Genomic DNA, 22,979 nt, shown 5'->3' on the forward strand with positions numbered 1-22,979 from the left:
CACGGGCCGGTGGGGGTTGGCCACCGGATGTTCGGGGGGGTGCCGTGCTCAGTGGTGCTCGGCGAGAGCGCCCTGGATGTAGCTGCAGGACAGCAGGATGAAGACGTAGGCCTGAAGCGCCTGGATGAACAGCTCGAAGACCGTCATCACGAGGACCATCAGGAACGAGACGCCGGCGTAGGCGATGCCGATGCCGTTGAGCAGGTACCAGCTGGCGATGGTGAAGATCAGCAGCAGTACGTGCCCGGCGAACATGTTGGCGAAGAGCCGGACCGCGTGCGTGAAGGGCCGGATGAGCAGGTTCGAGAGGAACTCGAAGAACATGACCACCGGGAACACCGGGCCGAGCGACTTGTCGTAGCCCGTGATGTTCTTGAAGGCGCCGACGAAGCCGTGCTTCTTGAACGTCAGGCTCACCCAGAGCACATAGACGACCGCTGCGAGGCCCGCCGGGAAGGCGATGATCGAGGTCGCCGGGAACTGCGCGACCGGGATGATCGACCAGATGTTCATCATCCAGACGAAGAAGAACAACGAGACCATGAGCGGGACGTACTTGTCGCCCTCCCGCTTGCCGAGCGTCTCGTAGACGACCCCACGACGAACGAAGTCGTAGCCCAGCTCACCGATCATCTGGAGCTTGCCCGGGATCAGCTTCGGCTTGTTGAAGGCCGCCCAGAAGAACCCGATGACGATGATCGTGCTCAGCAGTACCAACAGGATCGGCTTGTTGAACTCGAAGCCGCCGACCGTGAAGATCGGCTCGAAGACGAAGGAGTGCAGACCGGGGGTCGGGAAACCGCACCCTTCGAAAATATGACAATCGGTCTCGAAGGCGAGCGTCTTGGCATCACTCACCGCGAGCTCCTTCAGCGTGGCGCATGGGTACGGCAACCTCAATGTGTCGGCGCGGCCTGCGACCGCGGAACGGCACTGGACTGGACTTGCGGATATGGGGGCGGCGACTGGGCTCCGAGCCAAAAGGCGTCACAGGCACGGCTACCACCCACGCCAGCTCTGCCACAGTTGTGGCGAGACCATAGCAAATGAGCGGAGGCCCCTTTACACCGGCCCTACAGGTCACGACGGCGTCCGAGCGGAGTCCGGCTCCACGTAGAGGACCTTGGCCTTCATGTGGGATCGCACCTGTGCAGCGATCCACACCAGGGTGGCCGCAAGCAGGGTCAGGGCGAAGCACTTGGGATTGAACACCGAGGTGCCCCTGAAGATGGTCAACAGGATCATCAGGAGCAGGATCTGCGTGGTGTAGAGCAACAGCCCCATCATCTGGAACAGGTGGGGCAGCGAGCGCGCGGTCCGCAGCAGCACCACAAGGCCGCTGCACATGAACAGCAGAACAAGAACGGTGCCGAAGCCGGCGCCTAGCGCACCCTTGCCACCGGCCACGGCGGCACTGACCGCGACTCCCACCACGCCCGCGGCAGCGGTGGGCAGAGCACAGTGCAGGAGCGTTCGGGCGTCGTTGGACTGCATTGCGGCAGCTCCTCCGGCGAAATCTTGGGGGGGGTTCGTTTCGGTCGTCGAGAGATGACCCTAGCCCGAGGTGAACGAGGCGTGCCTCGTACGGGCGGCCTGTCTCGCTCCGGCCGCCCCAATATATCTCGGGTTCTCGTGAACCGTATCACAAACTATTTGATGCAGTCTTTACCCGGAAGTGTGCTCACCGTCACACGAACGGGCCATGCGGTAGCTCAGCGAGATGACACCGCGGGTGTGGACTTGGTATGCGCGCGTGATCGCGAGCGCGGGCGGTGCGCGCGTGCTCAGTACGTGTAGAAACCCTGCCCGGACTTCCTGCCGAGCAGGCCGCCGTCGACCATGCGGGACAGCAGCGGGGGAACGGCGTGCGTGGGCTCCTTGAACTCCTCGTACAGGGCCGTGCCGATGGCCGCGACGGTGTCCAGGCCGATGAGGTCGGCCAGTGCCAGCGGTCCCATGGGGTGCGAGCAGCCCAGTGTCATCGCTTTGTCGATGTCCTGCGCGCCGGCGAATCCCGCCTCGCACATCCTGATCGCGGACAGGAGATAGGGGATCAGCAGGGCGTTGACCACGAACCCGGAGCGGTCGCCGGCGTGGACGACCTGCTTGCCGAGCACCGTGGTGGCGAACTCCGCGGCGATGCGCCGGGTGCGGTCGCGGGTGAGCAGCGAACCGATCACCTCGACCAGGGGCAGCACGGGGGCCGGGTTGAAGAAGTGCAGGCCGAGGACCTGGCCGGGGCGGTCGGTCGCGCGGGCCAGCCGCATGACGGGAAGGGCGGAGGTGTTGGTGGCGAGGATCGCCTCCGGGTCCTCGACGGCCCTGTCCAGCGCCTGGAAGATCCGCAGCTTCGTGGGCTCGTCCTCGGGGGCCGCCTCCAGGACCAGTTGCCGGTCGCGGAAGGCGGCGAGGTCGGTGGTGAAGGAGACGCGGGCGAGCGTCTCTTCGCGGGCCGTGTCGCTGATCCTGTCCTTGCGGACGGCGTGGGCGAGGGAGCGTTCGAGCCGGCCGCGGCCCCGGGCCAGCCCGTCCTCGCCCGAGGACGTGACCAGTACGTCGAGCCCGGCCCGGGCGCACACTTCGGCGAGGCCCGCGCCCATCACTCCGCAGCCGACCACGCCCACGCGCCGGATCGCCCGCGCGGCGGCGGACTCCTCGGTCGCCTCGGGCTCGGTCGCCTCGGGCGCGGACGTGGTCACGGGGGTCGGGGAGGCCGCCGTCGCAGTGCTCATCACATCTCCTTCGCGCCGGGCACGGCCCGACGGGCTCTCTCGGCCGATTACCAGCGTCTTCACGACAGGCGTACGGGAACTGGAGGCGCTCTCAGCCGGCCTGTCGCGTCGGTGTGAGTCCGCGCAGCGGGTTGAGGCGTTCCTCGCCCAGGTCGGCACGGCGTTCGGGGTCCGTCACGCCCTGGCCGGGGCCCGATGCCAGGCACAGGACTCCGACCTTGCCGATGTGCTGGTTCGTCTGGACCGACCGGGCGGCCTCGCCGATCTCCTCCAGGGGATAGACCGCGGACAGCGTCGGCACGATGCGGCCGAGGGAGACGAGGCGGTTGCACTCCCATTGTTCCTGGAGGTTCGCCGCGTGGCTGCCGATGATTCGCTTGAGTTTCATCCACAGGTAGCGGTTGTCGTAGCCGTGCTGGTAGCCGGTGCTGGAGCCGCAGGTCACCACCGTGCCGCCGCGCCGGACCACGAAGACCGAGACCGCGAAGGTGGCACGGCCCACGTGCTCGAAGACGATGTGCGGGTCCTCCCCCACCCGTTTGCGGATGGCGGTCCCGAGCCGCTTGCCCACCTCGATCACCGCACGGGGGTCGTCGGCCGTGCGGTCGTCGAGGCCGATGTCCTGGCGGTCGATGACCACGTCGCAGCCGAGTCTGCGGGCCGCCTCCGCCTTGGCGGGCGAGCTGACCACGCCGACCGGGATGCCGCCGCCGTTCTTGACGAGCTGCACCGCGTACGCGCCGAGTCCGCCGGCGGCGCCCCAGATCAGTACGACGTCGCCCTGCTTGAAGCGGGCGCCCCGGTCGCCGACGAGCATCCGGTACGCGGTTCCCGCGCACAGGGGGTTGCAGGCCGCCTCCTCCCAGCTGAGGTGGGCCGGCTTGGGGATCAACTGGCTTGCCCTGACGACCGCGTAGTGGGCCAGGCCGCCGAAGTTGGTCTCGAAGCCCCAGATCCGCTGCTCGGCGCCGAGCATCCCGTCGGCCTGCGTGGCCGGTTCCTGGTCGTCGGGCTGGACGCAGCTCATCACCACGTGGTCGCCGATGCCCCAGCGCCGTACGCCGGAGCCCACGCGCACGATCACGCCCGCCCCGTCGGAACCGATCACGTGGTACGGCAGATCGTGGCGTCGGGCCCAACCGCCCTGCGTCGCGAACTGCCGCAGGAAGCGGAACGTGGAGACCGGCTCGAACATCGCCGACCACACGGTGTTGTAGTTGACCGCGCTGGCCATGACCGCGACCAGCACCTCGTCCGGCGCCAGTTCGGGCATCGGGACCTGGCCGACGCGCAACGACTTGCGGATGTCCTTGTCGGCGACTCCGTCGAACATCCGGGCGTCCTCGGCCTGGATGTACGCGGCGGTGTACTCCCCGGGCAGCGGCGCGCGCTCCAGCTCCTGCGGCGGCGCGCCCGCACGTACCGCTTCGGTCAGCAGGGTCATGGTTCACCTTTCCCGGGGGTCACGTAGCCCGAGCGTCGATCCGTATGCGTGGGTCCACGGCGTTCCGCTGTTCCGTCCTTACCGAATTACCGCGGCTCCGAATTACCGAATGGCCGGGATCCTGGGGACCGCTCGGTGGGTCACGCCTCGCGGTGGCAGTGCACCTCGTCCGCGGGGATCCAGTCGCCTTCGTCGAACTTGATGAAACCGCGTTTGACGTAGTGCTTCTCGTCGACGATTTCGTACTGCTCCTTGAGCAGGAAGGACTTGCCGAATCCGAAGCATTCTCCGGTGAACGCGAGATAACCGTCCTGCCAGCCCTCGGAGGTCAGCAGGGTGCGGTTTCCCCAGTCGTCGTAGTAGTAGCCGGAGAACGACGATTCCGACTCGACCCACTGGACGACGAAGCGGCCGGTGAGGTCGTGCGCCTCGACCCGCTGCGTCATCTCGTAGGCGTGCCCGTGGAAGGTGGACGCGGTGTTCCAGGCGGCCGTGCCGGTCGTGGCCGGGTCGGCGGTGAAGTTGGTCCACTCCGCACGGAAATCACCGAGCAGGAAATCCAGATCCCGCATCTTCTCCGGGGCCGGCGGCCTGGTGAATTCCTGCTCGGCCGAAGTTTCGGCTTCCTTCTCAGAAACGCTCATTGCGGAATACACTCCAGTTCCTCGTCACGGCACGGGAATTCGCCGAATGCTAGGCACGGCCGCACCCCTAGCGCCAACCCCTACCCGGCCGCATTCCCGGGCGAGGCCGCTTCTGGGGTGGCTGAGGGGACGCGGCTAGGGGCGAGCCGTCCGTACCTTCGCCCTCGAAGGGCGCGGTTTGCCAATCTCTCAGGCAGGTTCACAGGTGACGAACGAAGCGCAGCTGGTTGATTACCTCAAGAAGATGGCAGCCGATCTGCGGCAGGCCCATCGGCGCATCAAGAAACTTGAGGCCGACGACACCGAGCCCATAGCGATCGTCGGGATGGCCTGCCGGCTGCCCGGCGGTGTCGGCTCACCCGACCAGCTGTGGGACCTCGTCCGGCGCGGTGAGGACGCCGTCACCGGCATGCCGACGGACCGCGGCTGGGAGCTCGGGGAGCTTTACGACCCCGACCCCGACCACCCGGGCACCTCGTACGCCACCGAGGGTGGATTCCTGCGCGGGGCCACCGAGTTCGACGCGGAGTTCTTCGGCGTCTCCCCGCGCGAGGCGCTGGCGATGGACCCGCAGCAGCGGCTGCTCCTGGAGACCGCCTGGGAAGCCCTGGAGAACACCGGTCTCGATCCGCGGTCGCTGGCCGGCTCGCGCACCGGTGTCTTCACCGGGCTGATGTACCACGACTACGCCTCGGGTCCCGGTGCCCTGCCCGACGAGGTCGAGGGCTATCTGAGCACCGGTATGGCCGCGAGTGTGGCCTCGGGCCGGATCTCGTACTTCCTCGGCCTCGAGGGGCCGGCCGTCACCCTCGACACCGCGTGCTCGTCCTCGCTGGTGGCGCTGCACCTCGCCGTGCAGGCGCTGCGGGACGAGGAGTGCGACCTGGCGTTGGCGGGTGGCGCGACGATCATGTCCACCCCCGCCACCTTCGTGGAGAACTCGCGGCAGCGCGGCCTCGCCCGCGACGGCAGGTGCAAGTCGTTCGCGGCCGCCGCCGACGGTGTCGGCTGGGGCGAGGGCTCCGCGCTGCTCGTGGTGGAACGGTTGTCGGACGCCCGTCGCAGGGGCCACCAGGTGCTCGCGATCGTCCGCGGCAGCGCGGTCAACCAGGACGGCGCGTCCAACGGTCTCACCTCCCCCAACGGGCCCTCGCAGCAGCGGGTCATTCAGCAGGCGCTGGCCTCGGCGCGGCTCGGCGTCGCGGATGTCGACGTGGTGGAGGCGCACGGTACGGGGACGACGCTGGGTGATCCGATCGAGGCACAGGCGCTGCTGGCCACCTACGGCCGGGAGCGGAGCGCCGAGCAGCCGCTGTGGCTGGGCTCGGTCAAGTCGAACATCGGGCACACGCAGGCCGCCGCGGGTGCCGCCGGGATCATCAAGATGGTCCAGGCGATGCGGCACGAGCAGCTGCCGAGGACGCTGCACGTGGACCGTCCGACGCCCGAAGTGGACTGGTCCGAGGGCGCGGTGGAGCTGCTGACCGAGAACCGCCCGTGGCCGCGCGGCGACCGCCCCCGCCGGGCGGGGGTGTCCTCGTTCGGGATCAGCGGCACCAATGTGCACGTCATCCTGGAGGAACCGGCGCCGGCGGATCTCGACGCGGACGGCCCGGCCGGGGCGAGCGGCTCGGCCGGCGCGGACGGCCCGGCCGGCGCGGACGGCTCCGTCACTTCCATCGCCTCCGGCACCTCCGACACTTCCGGCGCTTCCATCGCCTCCGGCGCTTCCGTCGCCGGAGCGCAGGTCGTGCCGGTGGTTCTGTCGGCGGCCACGCCCGCGGCGCTGCCCGCCCAGGCCGCCCGGCTGCACGCGCACCTGCTCGACCACCCCGATCTGCCGCTCGACGACGTGGCCTGCGCGCTCGCCACGACCCGTACCGCCTTCGAGCACCGGGCGGTGCTGCTCGCCGGGGACCGCGCGGAACTGCTGGACTCGCTGGCCGAGCTGGGGCGGGGAGGCAGTCCCGCCGGGCTGGTGAGCGGACTCGCCGGCGAGGTGCGCGGCGCGTTCCTGTTCACCGGGCAGGGAGCTCAACGTCCCGGCATGGGGCGGGAGTTGTACGAGGCGTTCCCGGCGTACGCCCGCGCGCTGGACGCCGTCTGTGCCGAGCTGGACGCCCGGCTCGACCGGCCGCTGCTGCCGCTGCTGCTGGCCGCCCCGGACAGCGAGGAGGCGCGGCTGCTGGACCGTACCCTCTACACCCAGTCGGCGACCTTCGCCCTCGGGGTGGCCCTGTTCCGGCTCCTCGAGGAGTGGGGTGTGCGTCCGCGGCTGCTGTCCGGGCACTCGGTCGGCGAGCTGACCGCGGCCCATGTCTCGGGCATGCTGTCGCTGGCCGACGCCAGTGAACTGGTCACCGCCCGGGGGCGGTTGATGCAGGAACTGCCCGAGGGCGGGGCGATGGTCTCCGTGGCGGCGACCTGGGACGAGGTGCTGCCCCTGCTGGCCGGGCACGAGTCGGTGGCCGGTGTCGCGGCGGTCAACGGGCCGGGTTCCGTGGTGGTGTCGGGCGACGAGGACGTCGTCACCGCCGTCGCGGCGCACTTCACCGGCCTGGGGCGCAGGACCCGGCGGCTCCCGGTGAGCCATGCGTTCCACTCGCCGCTGATGGACCCCGTGGTCGACCCGCTGCGGCAGGTCGCCGCCCGGCTGACGTTCGGTCCCCCTGCCATTCCGGTCGTCTCCAGCGTGACGGGCACCCTCCTGGAGCCGGCCGCGTGGGCGGACCCGGCGTACTGGGCGCGGCAGGCGCGCGAGCCGGTCCGCTTCCACGACGTGGTGCGCGCCCTCGACGCCGAGGGCGTCACCGTGTTCCTCGAACTCGGGGCCGATGCCGCGCTCACCTCCATGGCCGAGGAGACGCTCGCGTCCATGGCCGAGGAGACGCTCGCGGAAACCGGCACCGCCGGCGCGGTCGTCGCACCGGCGCTGCGCCGCAACCGGCCGGAGGTCCGCACCCTGACGGCCCTGCTGGCCCAGGCGCACACGGCCGGTGTGCCGGTGGACTGGGCGGCGTTCTTCGCCGGGCGGGCGGGACGGCGGGTGCCGCTGCCGACGTACGCCTTCCAGGGCACCCGGTACTGGCTGCGCGGCGTGCCCGGGGCCGGCGACATGGCCGCGGCGGGGCTGGCCCCCGCGGAACACCCGCTGCTCGGTGCCGTGCTGGTGCCGGCGGCCGGGGGCGGCCGGCTGTTCACCGGCAGGCTGTCCACGGACAGCCTGCCGTGGCTGGCGGACCACGCGATCGGCGACACCGTTCTGCTGCCGGGCACCGCCGTCGCCGAACTGGCGCTGTGGGCCGGGACGTACCTCGGCCTCGACTCGGTCGGGGATCTCACGCTGGAGCTTCCGCTCGTCCTGCCGTCGAGCGGCGGCCTGCGCGTCCAGCTCGCCGTGGGTGCTCCGGACGAGTCCGGCGAGCGTGAGTTCGCCCTGTACGCACAGGCCGAGGAGTCCGCCGAGGAGGTGTGGACGCGGCACGCCGGCGGCACCCTCACCACGGCTCGTACGCGTCCCGGAGACGAGCTGACGGCCTGGCCGCCCGCCGGGGCCGAGGAGCTGGACGTCGACGGCTTCTACGCGGACCTCGCGGACGCCGGTTTCCAGTACGGCCCGGCCTTCCAGGGGCTGCGCGCGGTGTGGCGGCGGGGCGAGGAGGTGTACGTTGAGGTCCGGCTGCCCGACGAGGTGGCCACCGGCGCCGGGGAGTTCGGGCTGCATCCGGCGCTCGCCGACGCCGCACTGCACGCGTCCGCGTTCGTGCCGGGCGAGTTCGGCCGGGAGCAGCGGGGCAGGCTGCCGTTCGCGTGGCGCGGGGTGGCGCTGCACGCGGCCGGTGCGTCGTTCCTGCGCGTTCGGCTGACGCCGACCGGCGCCGACTCGCTCTCCCTGTTCTTCGCCGACGCCGCCGGTGAGGCCGTGGCGACGGTGGACTCCCTGGTGGTGCGGCCCGCCGGGCGGATCGCGGCGCCGGACGGTGCCTCGGACGCCTTGTTCGTGCCGTCGTGGGCTCCGGTCGGCGCGGCCGAGCCGGAGGGCCGCTGGGCGGTGCTCGGTTCGGGGCCGCTCACGGGGCTCGCGGGCGCCGAGCGTCACCCCGGCCTGGCGGGGCTCGGTGCCGCGCTGGACGCGGGTGCCGGGATGCCGGAGTTCGTCGTCGCCACGGCCGGCCCGTCCGAGGGCTCGGGTGGCGCGGACGCGGCGGACGACCTCGCCGGGCAGGAGCGCGACCTTGCCGGGCAGGCGCACGACCTCGCCGGGCGGGCGCTGGACCTGGTGCGGTCGTGGCTGGCCGACGAGCGGTTCGCCGACTCGCGGCTGGTGGCGGTGACCTGGAACGCGGTGGCCGTGGGTGAGGGCGACCCGCTCGACCCGGTGCAGGCGGCCGCGTGGGGCCTGCTGAGCTCGGCGGTGACCGAACACCCGGGCCGGATCGTCCTCGTGGACGTCGACGGCACGCCGCGGTCCCTGGCGGCGGTGCGCTCGGCGGCCGGCTCGGACGAACCCCGGGTCGCCCTACGGGACGGCAGGGCCTTCGCTCCGCGCCTGACCCGGGCCGTGGCGGACGACGCCGTGGCAGGCGACGCCGTGCCGCGGGAGATCGATCCGCACGGCACCGCCCTCATCACCGGCGGCACCGGCACCCTCGGCGCCCTCCTCGCCCGCCACCTCGTCACCCGGCACGGGGTGACCAGCCTGCTGCTCACCAGCCGACGCGGACCCCACGCCCCCGGCGCCACCGAACTCGTAGCCGAACTCACCGCAGCCGGCGCCCACGTCACCGTCACCGCCTGCGACACCACCGACCCCGAACAACTCGCCACCCTCCTCACCACCATCCCCACCGAACACCCCCTCACCACCGTCATCCACACCGCAGGCACCCTCGACGACGCCACCACCACGAAGCTGACCGACACCCAACTCCACACCGTCCTCCAACCCAAGATCGACGCAGCCACCCACCTCCACCACCTCACCCTCCACCACCCCGTCACCACCTTCGTCCTCTACTCCTCCGCCGCCGGACAACTCGGCACCGCAGGACAAGCCAACTACGCCGCCGCCAACACCTACCTCGACGCCCTCGCCCACCACCGCCGCACCCACGGACACCCCGCCACCTCCCTCGCCTGGGGCTTCTGGAACCAACGCAGCGACATGACAGCCGAGGTCGACGAGCAGACGCGGCGCCGGATGGCCGGTGCCGGGGTGCTGCCGATCTCCGAGGAGCAGGGGGCGGCCCTGTTCGACGCGGCGCTCGCGCTGGACGCTCCGGTCGCCGTGCCGCTGCCGCTGGATCTCGGCGCGCTGCGGGCGCAGGCGGCCGTGGGCACCCTGCCGCCGCTGTTCCGGGGCCTGGTGCGGGCGCCGGTGCGCCGGGCGGCCGGTGCGGTCGACGGAGCCGGTGCGCAAGGGGCGTTCGCGGCCCGGCTGCGGGCGCTGCCGCGGGCGGACCAAATCCGGCTGCTGGTGGACCTCGTACGGACCCACGCGGCCACCGCGCTCGGCCATCCGACGCCCGACGGGCTGGATGCGCGGCGGACCTTCCGGGAGCTCGGTTTCGACTCCCTGGCCGCCATCGAGCTGCGCAACGGCGTGGGTGCCGCGACCGGTCTCCGGCTGCCCGCGACCCTGGTCTTCGACCACCCGACGCCGTCGGCCGTGGCGGAGGTCCTGCTCGGCGAGCTGACCGGCGGGCAGGAGGCGTCGCCGGCACCCCGGGCGTCCGCCGCCGTCGAGCCCGGGGAGCCGATCGCGATCGTGGGCATGGCGTGCCGTTATCCCGGCGGGGTGGCCTCGCCGGAGGAGCTGTGGGAGCTGGTCGCCGCAGGGCGGGACGCGATCGGTGACATGCCCGAGGACCGCGGCTGGAACGTGGAGGAGTTGTACGACCCGGAGCTGGCCCGGCCGGGCACCTCGTACGTGCGGGAGGGCGGCTTCCTGTACGACGCGGCCGAGTTCGACCCGGAGTTCTTCGGGATCTCGCCGCGTGAGGCGCTGGCGATGGACCCGCAGCAGCGGCTGCTCCTGGAGACGTCGTGGGAGGCGCTGGAGCGGGCCGGCATCGATCCGCGGGCGGTGCGCGGCAGCCGGACCGGGGTGTTCGCCGGGGTGATGTACCACGACTACGGCGCCGACCAGGCCGTACTGCCCGAGGAGGTCGAGGGGTTCATCGGGACCGGCTCGGCCGGCAGTGTCGCCTCGGGGCGGATCGCGTTCACGCTGGGTCTGGAGGGTCCCGCGGTCACGCTCGACACCGCGTGCTCGTCCTCGCTGGTGGCGCTGCACCTGGCGGCGCAGGCGCTGCGCACCGGTGAGTGCGACCTGGCGCTGGCCGGGGGCGTGACCGTGATGTCGACGCCGGGTGTGTTCGTCGAGTTGTCCCGGCAGGGCGGGCTGTCCCCCGACGGCCGCTGCCGGTCCTTCGCCGAGAGCGCGGACGGTACGGGCTGGGGCGAGGGTGCCGGGCTCCTGCTGGTCGAGCGGCTGTCGGACGCCCGCCGCAACGGGCACCCCGTGCTGGCGGTCGTCCGGGGCACCGCGGTCAACCAGGACGGCGCCTCCAACGGGCTGACCGCGCCCAACGGGCCCGCGCAGCAGCGGGTGATCGAACAGGCGCTGGCGAACGCGCGGCTCGGTGGCGCCGACGTCGACGTGGTGGAGGCGCACGGGACGGGGACGACGCTGGGCGATCCGATCGAGGCGCAGGCCCTGCTGGCCACCTACGGCCGGGAGCGGAGCGCCGAGCAGCCACTGTGGCTGGGGTCGGTGAAGTCCAACCTGGGCCACACGCAGGCGGCGGCCGGGGCCGCGGGCATCATCAAGATGATCATGGCTATGCGGTACGGGGTGCTGCCGAGGACGCTGCATGTGGACCGGCCGTCGCCCGAGGTGGACTGGTCCCCGGGCACCGTGGAACTGCTCACCGAGGAGCGGGAGTGGCCGGACGCGGGCCGTCCGCGCCGGGCCGCCGTGTCCTCGTTCGGGATCAGCGGCACCAACGCCCATGTCATCCTCGAACAGCCGCCTGCCGACGACGAGCCCGGGACATCCGGGACGGTTCCGGGCGGCGTGGTGCCGTGGGTGCTCTCCGGGCACGACCGGGCCGCGCTGTACGCCCAGGCCGAGCGGCTCGTCGCGCATGTGGCGGCGCGTCCCGAGCTGTCCGTGGCCGATGTCGGCAGGACGCTGACGGGCCGGGCCCGGCTGTCCCACCGCGCGGTGGTGCTGGGCGGCGACCGGGACGAGCTGCTGGCCGCCGCGGCCGGGCTGGCGCGCCGGGCCGGGGAGCCGGACGAGGCGCTGCCGCCGGGTGTGGTCGAGGGGTCCGTGCTCGGCGACGACCGCGTGGTGTTCGTCTTCCCCGGCCAGGGCGCCCAGTGGGCGGGGATGGCGGCGGAACTGCTGGTCTCCGCACCGGTGTTCCGGGCCCGGATCGAGGAGTGCGAGGAGGCGCTGCGCCCGTACGTCGACTGGTCGCTGCTCGCCGTCCTGCGGCAGGAGCCGGGCACCCCGCCCTGGGACCGGGTGGACGTGGTGCAGCCCGCGCTGTGGGCGGTGATGGTGTCGCTGGCGGCGCTGTGGCGTTCGTACGGCGTCGAACCGGACGCGGTGCTCGGGCACTCGCAGGGCGAGATCGCGGCCGCCTGTGTCTGCGGGGCGCTGGACCTCGCCGACGGCGCCCGGGTCGTCGCCCTGCGCGCCAGGGCGATCGGCTCGACGCTCGCGGGGCGGGGCGGGATGGTGTCGGTGGCGCTGCCGTCGGCGGCGGCCCGGGAGCTGATCGCCGGGTGGCCGGGGCGCGTCTCGGTGGCCTCGGTCAACGGTCCCGTCAGCACCGTGGTGGCCGGTGATCCCGACGCGCTCGACGAACTGCTCGCCCGCTGCGCCGACGACGGCGTGCGGGCCCGTCGCATCCCGGTCGACTACGCCTCCCACACATCCCAAGTGGCGGAGATCGAGGGCGACCTGGCCGCCGAACTGGCGGGGCTGACGCCGCGTTCGTCGGCGATCCCGTTCTTCTCCACCCTCACCGGGGCCCCGCTCGACACCGCGAAGCTGGACGCCGGCTACTGGTATCAGAACCTGCGTCACACCGTGGAGTTCGAGGCGGCGACCCGCGCGGCACTCGACCAGGGCTTCACCGTCTTCGCCGAGATCAGCCCGCACCCCGTGCTGGTGCCCTCGGTCCAGGACACGATCGACGATACGGGCCGGACCGCGGTGGCGGTGGGCTCGCTGCGCCGGGACGACGGCGGCGCGCGGCGCTTTTTCACCTCGGCCGCCGAGCTCGGTGTGCTGGGCGTCGGCGTCGACTGGCCGGCGGTGTTCGACGGCACCGGGGCCCGGCAGGTGGACCTGCCGACCTATGCGTTCCGGCGCCGCCGGTTCTGGCTGGAGTCCCGCCGCGGCGCGGGCGATCTGTCCGCGACCGGTCTCGAGGCGGCGGGCCATCCGCTCCTCGGCGCGGCCGTGTCGCTGGCGGGCGGCGAGGGCGTGCTGCTCACCGGCCGGCTGTCCGGGCGTAGCCATCCGTGGCTGCTCGACCACGCCGTCTCCGGCACGGTCCTGCTGCCCGGGACCGCCTTCGTGGACCTGGCGATCCGGGCGGGCGACCACCTGGGCCGTCCCCATCTGGAGGAACTGACCCTCCAGGCACCGCTGTTGCTGGGCTCCGGCCCCAAGGACGAGGTCACGGTGCAGGTCCGGGCCACCCCGGACGGCGAGACGGGCACCTGCACGGTCACCGTCCACTCCCGTACCGGCGAGGACGACTGGACGCTGCACGCGACCGGCACCCTCGGCCTGGACGCGCCCGAGGAACCCGCGCCGGATCCGGCGTGGCCGCCGGCCGGCGCGGAGCCGGTCGACACGGAGGGCGTCTACGACGGACTCGCCGAGGGCGGCTACCACTACGGCCCCGCCTTCCAGGGCCTGCGCGCGGTGTGGCGGCGGGACGGCGAGCTGTTCGCCGAGATCCGGCTGCCCGACGGCGAGCGGGAGGAGGCCGCGCACTACGGCGTCCACCCGGCCCTGCTGGACGCCGCGCTGCACGCCATGGTGCTCGCCGGCGACCAGGAGGCGGGCGTGAAGCTGCCGTTCTCCTGGACCGGGGTGCACCTGTACGCGACCGGCGCCACCGCGGCCCGGGTGCGGCTCACCCCGTCCGGGGACCAGCTCGCGCTGCTGCTCACCGACGAGACGGGCCGCCCGGTCGTCTCGGTACGGTCGCTGGTGACCAGGCCCGCCGCCCTGGCCGCCCCCGGCCGGTCCACGGGCGGCGCGCTGGAGGAGGCGCTGCTCCACCTCCACTGGACCCCCCTGACCGTCACGGTTGACGAGCCGGCCCCGTCGTACGCGCTGGTCGGCGCCGACCTGTTCGGGCTGGCGGGCGACCGTGCCGGCGTACGGGTGGGGGCGGATCTCGACGAGCTGGGCGCGGCCGACGGGCCGGTCCCGGACATCGTGGTGCACTGCCTCGCCCCCGGTGCGCCGGGCGATCCCGCGGCGGCGGCGCACACGGCCGCCCAGGAGACGCTCGACCGGGTCCGTGCCTGGCTGGCCGACGAGCGGTTCGGCTCCGCGCGGCTGGTGTTCGTGTCCTCGGGCGCGGTCGCGGCGGGCGACGACGAGGATGTCACCGACCTGGGGAACGCGGCGAGTTGGGGCCTGGTGACCTCGGCGGTGTCCGAGCACCCGGACCGGTTCGCGCTGGTCGACCTGGACGGCACGGCCGAGTCCCGGGAGGTGTTCGCGGCGGCGCTGGGGTGCGCGGAGCCCCGGCTCGCGATCCGCGGCGGCACGGTCACGGCGCCCCGGCTGGCCCGCGCCCAGGCGCATCCGGCGCTGCTGCCGCCGCCCGGCCCGACGCCGTGGCGGCTGGAGAGCACCGGCCGCGGCACGATCGAGAACGTGGCGCTGGTCCCCTGCCCCGAGGTCCTGGACCCGCTCGGTCCCGGCCAGGTCCGTATCGCCGTCCACGCGGTCGGGCTGAACTTCCGGGACGTCGTCGTCGCGCTCGGCATGGTCGAGGGGCAGAACGGCATCGGCGGCGATGTCGCCGGAACGGTCCTGGAGACCGGTGCCGGGGTGGGCAACGTCGCGGTGGGTGACCGGGTGCTGGGGCTGTGCTCCGACTCGTTCGGGCCGGTCGCGGTGTGCGACCACCGTTTTCTGGCCCCGATGCCGGACGGCTGGTCGTACGAGCAGGCGGCGGCCGTTCCCATCACGCATCTCACGGCCTACTACGGTCTGGTGGACCTGGCGGACGTGCAGCCGGGCGACTCGGTGCTGGTGCACGCGGCGGCCGGCGGGGTCGGCATCGCGGCCGTGCAGCTGGCCCGTCATCTGGGCGCCGAGGTCTACGGCACCGCCAGCCCCGGCAAGTGGCGGACGCTGCGCGACCACGGGCTCGACGCCGGGCACATCGCCAACTCACGGACCCTGGAGTTCGAGCAGTGGTTCATGGAGGGCAGCAGCGGCTGCGGCATGGACGTCGTACTGGACTGTCTGGCCGGTGAGTTCGTCGACGCCGGGCTGCGGCTGCTGCCGCGCGGCGGACGGTTCCTGGAGATGGGCAAGACCGACAAGCGCGACCCGGCGCGGGTCGCCGCCGCGTACCCGGGCGTGGCCTACCAGGCGTACGACCTGATGGAGGCGGGCCCCGACCGGATCCAGGAGATGCTGGTCGCGGTGCTGGAGCTGTACCGCGCCGGGGTGCTGGTGCCGCCGCCGGTCACCACGTACGACCTGCGCCGGGCCCGTGAGGCGATGCGGGACCTGAGCCAGGCGAAGCTGGTCGGCAAGGCCGTGCTCACCGTGCCGCGGGGGATCGATCCGCACGGCACCGCCCTCATCACCGGCGGCACCGGCACCCTCGGCGCCCTCCTCGCCCGCCACCTCGTCACCCGGCACGGGGTGACCAGCCTGCTGCTCACCAGCCGACGCGGACCCCACGCCCCCGGCGCCACCGAACTCGTAGCCGAACTCACCGCAGCCGGCGCCCACGTCACCGTCACCGCCTGCGACACCACCGACCCCGAACAACTCGCCACCCTCCTCACCACCATCCCCACCGAACACCCCCTCACCACCGTCATCCACACCGCAGGCACCCTCGACGACGCCACCACCACCACACTCACGGACACCCAACTCCACACCGTCCTCCAACCCAAGATCGACGCAGCCACCCACCTCCACCACCTCACCCTCCACCACCCCGTCACCACCTTCGTCCTCTACTCCTCCGCCGCCGGACAACTCGGCACCGCAGGACAAGCCAACTACGCCGCCGCCAACACCTACCTCGACGCCCTCGCCCACCACCGCCGCACCCACGGACACCCCGCCACCTCCCTCGCCTGGGGCTTCTGGAACCAACGCAGCGACATGACGGGCCACTTGGGCGACGCCGAGGTGGAACGGATGGAGCGGGCGGGCATGCGGCCGCTGGACAACGAGGAGGGGCTCGCGCTGTTCGACCTGGCGTGCGGGGCCGACGTACCGCTCCAGGTGATCACCCGGCTGACGGCGTCGGCGCTGCGGGCCGACCCGGACAGCGTTCCGCCGCTGTTCCGCGGTCTGGTGCAGGGCACCTCGCGGCGGGTGGTGCGGTCCGGCGGCGACGGGGCCGAGCTGCGGACGCGGCTGACCGGGCTGCCTCCAGCCGAGCAGCTTCGCAGGCTGCTGGACCTGGTCCGTTCGAACGCGGCCACCGTGCTCGGCCACGCCTCGGCCGGGGCGATCGCGGCGGAGCAGTCCTTCAGCGAGCTCGGCTTCGACTCGCTGACCGCCGTGGAGTTCCGCAACCGACTCGGCGCGGCCACGGGTCTGCGGCTGCCGGCCACGCTCGTCTTCGAGCATCCGACGCCGGCCGCGCTCGCCGGGGAACTGCTCACGCAGCTCGCCCCGGCCGGGCTCTCCGGCGCCGAGGCCGCCCTCTCCCAGGTCGACGCCCTGGAGGCCGCCCTCGCGGCGGTCACCGCTGACGACGGGGACCGCGACCGGGTCACCCGGCGGCTGCGCGGGCTGCTGGCGCAGTGGAGCACGGGCGATGCCGAACCGGCCGCGGCGGACGCCCTCGACGACCTCGACGCGGCCAGCACCGACGACCTCTTCGACGCGATCGACCAGGGGTTCGGTCTCTGACCGACGGCACAGACCCGGTCCTTCGACCGGACCGGACCCTGCCCTTCGACCGGCCCGGACCGAACCAGACCGGATCGGACCGGATCGACCCGGATCAGTCCGATCAGTCCCGATCGGCCGGGCACACCTCACCAAGGAGCTGTAGCGAATGTCCGACGAGGAGAAGTTCCGCGACTACCTCAAGCGGGCCGTCACCGAGGCACGCGGACTCCAGCGCCGGCTGCGCGAGGTCGAGGACAAGGCGCGCGAGCCGATCGCGATCGTCGGCATGGCGTGCCGGTTCCCCGGCGGGGCCCAGACCCCGGAAGACCTGTGGCACATGGTGTCCGAGGGCGTGGACGCGATCTCGGGCTTCCCCGACGACCGCGGCTGGGACCTGGACCGGCTGTACCGCACCGACGCCGAGGAGTCCGGCGCCTCCACCACACTGGAGGGCGGATTCCTGCACGGCGCGGGCGAGTTCGACGCGGACTTCTTCGGGATCTCCCCGCGCGAGGCGATCGCGACGGACCCCCAGCAGCGGCTGCTCCTGGAGACCTCGTGGGAGGCGCTGGAGCGGGCCGGGGTGGACCCGCGATCCCTGCGCGGCAGCGTCACCGGGGTGTACTTCGGCGGTACGGGCGGGGACTTCGCCGGTCTGCTGGCCGCGTCGCCGCAGGCACTGGACGGCTACATGCTGACCGGCACCTCCAGCAGCGTGCTCTCCGGCCGGGTCTCGTACGTGCTCGGTCTGGAGGGGCCCGCGGTCACGGTGGACACGGCCTGCTCGTCCTCGCTGGTCTCCATGCATCTGGCCGTGCAGGCGCTGCGCAAGGACGAGATCTCGCTGGCCCTGGCCGGCGGTGTCTCGGTCCTCGCGACGCCCGGCGCGTTCCCCGAGTTCTCCCGCCAGGGCGGGCTGGCCTCCGACGGCCGCTGCAAGGCGTTCTCGTCCGACGCCGACGGCACCGGCTGGGGCGAGGGGGTCGGTGTCCTCGTCCTCGAACGGCTCTCCGACGCCCGGCGCGCCGGACACCCGGTGCTGGCCGTCGTACGGGAGACCGGCATCAACCAGGACGGGGCCAGCAACGGCCTCACCGCGCCCAGCGGCCCCGCGCAGCGCCGCCTCATCCTGCGCACCCTCGACGACGCCGGGCTGGCCACCGCGGACATCGACGTGGTGGAGGCGCACGGCACCGGTACGAAACTCGGTGACCCCATCGAGGCACGAGCGCTGCTGGCCACCTACGGCCAGGACCGGCCGGCCGACCGGCCCCTGTGGCTGGGCTCCATCAAGTCCAACATCGGCCACACCCAGTACGCGGCCGGCGTCAGCGGCGTGATCAAGACGGTCATGGCGCTGCGGCACGGCGTCATGCCGAAGACCCTGCACGTGGACGAGCCGACGCCGCACGTGGACTGGTCCTCGGGTGCGGTGCGACTGCTGACCGAGAACCGCCCGTGGCCCGGCCACGGCCGCCCCCGCCGGGCCGCCGTGTCCTCCTTCGGCGTCAGCGGCACCAACGCGCATCTGATCCTGGAGCAGGCGCCCGAAGCGGCCGGGGCGACGGACTCGGCAACGGACTCGGAGACGGAGTCGGAGTCGCAGTCGAAGTCGGAGGAGCACGGTGCGGTCGTGACGCCGCCGTTGATCCCCTGGGCGATCTCCGGGCGGGGTGAGGCCGCGCTGCGTGCGCAGGCCCAGCGGTTGCTGGACCGTCTCTCGGAGCGTCCTGACCTGGAGCCGCTGGACGTGGGCCTCGCGCTGGCGCGGACGCGGTCGGCGTTCGAGCAGCGGGCGGTGGTGCTGGGAGCCGACCGGACGGAACTGGTCGCGGGGTTGCGGTCGGTGGCCGAGGGGGCCGCCGTCGGCGCCGGCGTGGTGGCGGGGCGTGCCGCCGAGTCAGGTGTGGTGTTCGTGTTCCCGGGTCAGGGGTCGCAGTGGGTGGGGATGGGGCGGGAGTTGTGGGACGCCTCGCCGGTGTTCCGTGCGCGGATGGAGGAGTGCGGCCAGGCGCTGAGTCCGTACGTCGACTGGTCGTTGAGGGATGTGGTGTTCCGGGACGCGGGGGATCCGTTGTGGTCTCGGGTGGATGTGGTGCAGCCGGTGTTGTGGGCGGTGATGGTTTCGCTGGCGGCGGTGTGGCGTTCGTTCGGGGTGGAGCCGGCCGCTGTCGTGGGGCATTCGCAGGGTGAGGTCGCTGCGGCGTGCGTGGCCGGTGGTCTGTCGCTGGAGGATGGCGCCCGGGTGGTGGCGGTGCGGTCGCGGCTGGTGCTGGAGAAGCTGTCCGGTAAGGGCGGCATGGTGTCCGTTGCGCTGCCGGTCGGGGACGTCGAGGAGCGGCTGGCGCGGTTCGAGGGCCGGATCGGTGTCGCGGCCGTCAACGGGCCCACCTCCGTCGTCGTCTCCGGTGAGCCCGACGCACTCGACGAACTCCTCGCGGAATGTGAGGAGTCGGGGGTACGGGCCCGTCGTATCGCGGTGGACTACGCCTCCCACTCCGCGCAGGTCGACGCCCTCAACGACGACCTGCTCGCCGAACTCGCCGACATCCGGCCCAAGTCGTCCACCGTCGCCTTCCACTCCACGGTGACCGGCGAGCAGGTGGACACCTCCGGGCTCGACGCCCGCTACTGGCTGCGCAACATGCGGGAGACCGTCGCCTTCGAGGCCGCGGTGCGCGCCACCCTCGACGAGGGGCACCGGAACCTGCTGGAGATCAGCCCCCATCCCGTGGTGACCATGGCCGTTCAAGAGGTCATCGACGCGGCGGGCGTCATGGCCCAGGTGTCCGGCTCCGTGCGCCGCGACGAGGGAGGCCTCGGCCGGCTGCTGACCTCGCTGGCCGAGGCGTACGTCGCGGGCGCGCCCGTCGACTGGGCGCGGGTGTTCGACGGCACCGGCGCGCGGCCGGTGGACCTGCCCACGTACGCCTTCCAGCGGCAGCGGTACTGGCTGCGCCTGCCGTCCGCCGGGTCCGGCGACGTGACGTCCGTCGGTCTGCGCTCCCCCGGACATCCGCTGCTCGGGGCCGCCGTGGAGCCCGCCGAGTCCGACGGCCTCGTACTGACCGGCCGGGTCTCCCTGCGCGAGCACCCCTGGCTGGCCGACCACCGGGTCATGGGCACGGTCCCGCTGCCGGGAACCGCGTTCGTGGAGCTGGCCGCGACGGCGGGCGACCTCGTCGAGTGCCCGCACATCGAGGAACTGACCATGCAGGCCCCCCTCACGCTGCCCGAGACCGGTGGCCTGGACCTCCAGCTCACGGTGAGCGCACCGGACGAGACCGGGCGGCGCGAGATCGGGTTCTTCGCCCGCGCGGACGACGAGATCGCGGCGGCCGCCTGGACGCGGCACGGCACGGGCGTCCTGTGCCCGGCCGGTCCCGTACCGGAGGCGGCACCGGCCGTCTGGCCGCCGCGCGGTGCCGAGCCGGTCGAACTCGGCGACCTGTACGGGCAGTTGGCGGACGGGCCGTTCGCCTACGGGCCCGCCTTCCATGGGCTGCGGGCTGCCTGGACCCGGGACCGGAAGGTCTTCGCGGAGGTACGGCTCCCCCAGGAACTGCACGAGCAGGCGGGTGAGTACCTGCTGCATCCGGCGCTGCTCGACGCGGCGCTGCACGCGGTGGGCCTGGGCGAACTGCTGGACACCGGCGGGCAGCCGCTGCGCCCGTTCGCCTGGAACGGTGTGTCCGTGCACGCCACCGGTGCCACCGCTTTGCGGGTGACCCTGACGCCGGCGGGGGCGAACGCCGTGTCGCTGTACGCCGCCGACGGCACCGGTGCCCCGGTCGTCACGGTCGGTTCGCTGCTGCTGCGGCCGGTCGACGTGACGGAGCCGGGGGCCCGGCCGCCGGCCGCCGCGCACTCCTCGCTGCTGTCCCTGACGTGGACGCCGGTTCCGTTGCCCGCCGTCGGTGCCGTGCCCTGGGCGGTGCTGGGGGACCGGCCGTCGTGGGCGGGCCCGGACTCCGGTGCCGTGTGCCACGCCGACCTGGACGCGCTCGCGGCGTCGGTCGCCGCGGGTGACCCCGTGCCCGGCTTCGTCGTCCTGGATCCGGCGGCCGGGGGCCGCGACGACGACGGGCATCCCGCCGTCGCCCGGGAACGTGCCGCGCGGGTGCTGGAGTCGGCGCGGGCGTGGGTCTCCGAGGACCTCGACGAACGGCTCGCCCCGGTGCCGCTGGTGGTGGTCACCAGGGACGCGGTGGGCACCTCGGCGGACGATCCGGTGACCGGCCTCGGCTCCGCCCCGCTGTGGGGCCTCGTGCGGTCGGTCCAGTCGGAGAATCCGGGGCGTTTCGTGCTGCTGGACACCGACGGCGACCCCGAGTCCGGACGGTCCGTGCCGGGCGCGGTCGCGTCGGGAGAACCCGAGATCGCGTTGCGCGGCGGGTCCGCGCTGGTCCCGCGGTTGAGCCGGATGGCGGTCACCGAGCTCCCCGACCCGACGCCCGGTACGCGGCCCGGTACGGGGGGTACGGGACTCGACGACGTGCCCGGTACGGGACTCGACGTGCCCGGTACGGGACTCGACGCGCTCGACCCGTCCCGCACGGTGCTCGTGACCGGGGCGACGGGCGGTCTGGGCACGCTGGTCGCCGGCCATCTCGCCGAACGGCACGGCGTACGCCACCTGTTGCTGCTGAGCCGGCGCGGCCCGGAGGCGGAGGGCGCCGAGGAGCTGGTCGGCCGGCTGGAGAAGCTGGGCGCCACGGTGACGCTGGTCGCCTGCGACGCCGCGGACCGCGAGGCGCTGGCCGCCGTACTCGCCGGGATTCCCGCCGCACATCCGCTGACCGCGGTGGTGCACTGCGCCGGAACCGCCGAGAACGCGCTGCTGGCAGCGCTGACCCCGGAGCTGATCGACCGGGTCTTCCGCGCCAAGGTGGACGCGGCGGTGCATCTGCACGAGCTGACCGAGGGCCTGGACCTGTCCGCCTTCGTCCTGTTCTCCTCGATCGCGGGCACCCTCGGCGGCACCGGGCAGGGCAACTACGCGGCCGCCAACACGTTCCTGGACGCGCTCGCCCGGCACCGGCGCGGGCGCGGTCTGCCGGCCACCTCGCTGGGCTGGGGGCTGTGGGCGGCCGAGCGCGGCATGGGCGGCGGTCTGACCGACGCGGCCTCGGCGGGCACTCCCATGCGCGGGGTGTCCGCGCTGCCCTCCGACGAGGGCCTCGCCCTGTTCGACCTCGGCTGGCGCTGCGCCGAGCCCGTGGTGTTCCCCGCTCGCCTCAACGGGGCCGCGCTGCGCGCCCAGGCCGCCGCCGGCTCCCTGCCGCCGGTGCTCCGGGGGCTCTTCCGCGGCCCGGCCCGGCGGACGGCGGAGGCCGGCGGTCAGGACTCGGGCGCCCAACTGCGGCGTCGGCTCGCGGAGCTGATGCCGGTCGAGCGGCAGGAGACCCTGCTGGCCCTCGTACGCGACCGGATCGCCGCCGTGCTCGGGCACGCCTCCTCGGACCGGATCGAGACGGACCGGCCGTTCCGCGACCTCGGCTTCACCTCACTGACCGCGGTGGAGCTGCGCAACCGGCTGAACGCGGCGACCGGACTCCGACTGCCCGTGAGCCTGGTCTTCGACTATCCGACGCTGGGCGAACTGGTGGAGTTGCTGGCGGGGAAGCTGGTCCCGGACGGCACCGAACCGGCCGCGCGGCCCGAGGACGACCGGGAGGCGGCCGTGCGCCGCACCCTGCTGTCCATCCCGCTCGCCCGGCTGCGCGAGCACGGACTGCTCGACACGCTGCTGGCCCTCGCCGACGACGGCGGGGCGCAGCCGGAGGCGGCCGACCGCAGCGACGAGATCAAGTCCATGGACGTGGCCGCGCTGCTCGCCATGGCCAGGAGCACCACCGCGAGCTCCACCGCGAGCACCACCGCTCAATAGCCGGGCCCGTCCGGCACGTTGTGCGAGTGGGGCCCCATAGGGGACGGGGCTAGGGGCGGGGCGTGCATAGCCTGCACGCACGGAGGCCTGTGAACCCTCGCCACGTCCGACAACCCTCGCCATGTCCGAC

7 protein-coding genes are annotated in these 22,979 nt (G+C 73.0%); 2 read left to right on the forward strand and 5 right to left on the reverse strand.

Translation table 11 applies throughout. The features are described 5' to 3' along the window. Positions 1-48: 48 nt before the first annotated feature. From atpB to SAVERM_RS15020, 5 genes are all read right to left on the reverse strand, one after another. Positions 49-858: a F0F1 ATP synthase subunit A gene (gene atpB, locus SAVERM_RS15000; RefSeq protein ID WP_010984319.1), complete on the reverse strand. Its 810-nt coding sequence runs from the start codon at positions 856-858 to the stop codon at positions 49-51. A gap of 222 nt (positions 859-1,080) precedes the next feature. Further along, positions 1,081-1,494, reverse strand: a complete 414-nt coding sequence (locus tag SAVERM_RS15005) for a Cg1360 family ATP-synthase-associated protein (protein ID WP_010984320.1) — start codon at positions 1,492-1,494, stop codon at positions 1,081-1,083. Positions 1,495-1,784: 290 nt separating this feature from the next. Continuing rightward, complete coding sequence (locus tag SAVERM_RS15010) at positions 1,785-2,732, reverse strand: 3-hydroxybutyryl-CoA dehydrogenase (RefSeq protein ID WP_078234449.1); 948 nt, start codon at positions 2,730-2,732, stop codon at positions 1,785-1,787. Positions 2,733-2,823: 91 nt separating this feature from the next. After that, complete coding sequence (gene ccrA, locus SAVERM_RS15015) at positions 2,824-4,176, reverse strand: crotonyl-CoA carboxylase/reductase (protein ID WP_010984322.1); 1,353 nt, start codon at positions 4,174-4,176, stop codon at positions 2,824-2,826. 140 nt (positions 4,177-4,316) lie between these two features. Beyond that, a complete protein-coding gene (locus SAVERM_RS15020) occupies positions 4,317-4,820 on the reverse strand; it encodes a hypothetical protein (protein ID WP_010984323.1) in 504 nt (167 codons plus the stop codon). A gap of 205 nt (positions 4,821-5,025) precedes the next feature. Between SAVERM_RS15020 and SAVERM_RS15025 the strand changes: the two genes are divergently transcribed. Both SAVERM_RS15025 and SAVERM_RS15030 read left to right on the forward strand, forming a co-directional pair. Beyond that, positions 5,026-16,977, forward strand: coding sequence for a type I polyketide synthase (locus SAVERM_RS15025; RefSeq protein WP_079121367.1), 11,952 nt, complete (start codon positions 5,026-5,028; stop codon positions 16,975-16,977). Between the two features lie 148 nt (positions 16,978-17,125). Further along, entirely contained in the window at positions 17,126-22,849 is a 5,724-nt protein-coding gene (locus tag SAVERM_RS15030) for a type I polyketide synthase (RefSeq protein ID WP_010984325.1), read from the forward strand. Positions 22,850-22,979 lie beyond the last annotated feature (130 nt).

Origin of the sequence: Streptomyces avermitilis MA-4680 = NBRC 14893 (genome assembly GCF_000009765.2) — a bacterium.
GTDB classification, from domain to species: domain Bacteria; phylum Actinomycetota; class Actinomycetes; order Streptomycetales; family Streptomycetaceae; genus Streptomyces; species Streptomyces avermitilis.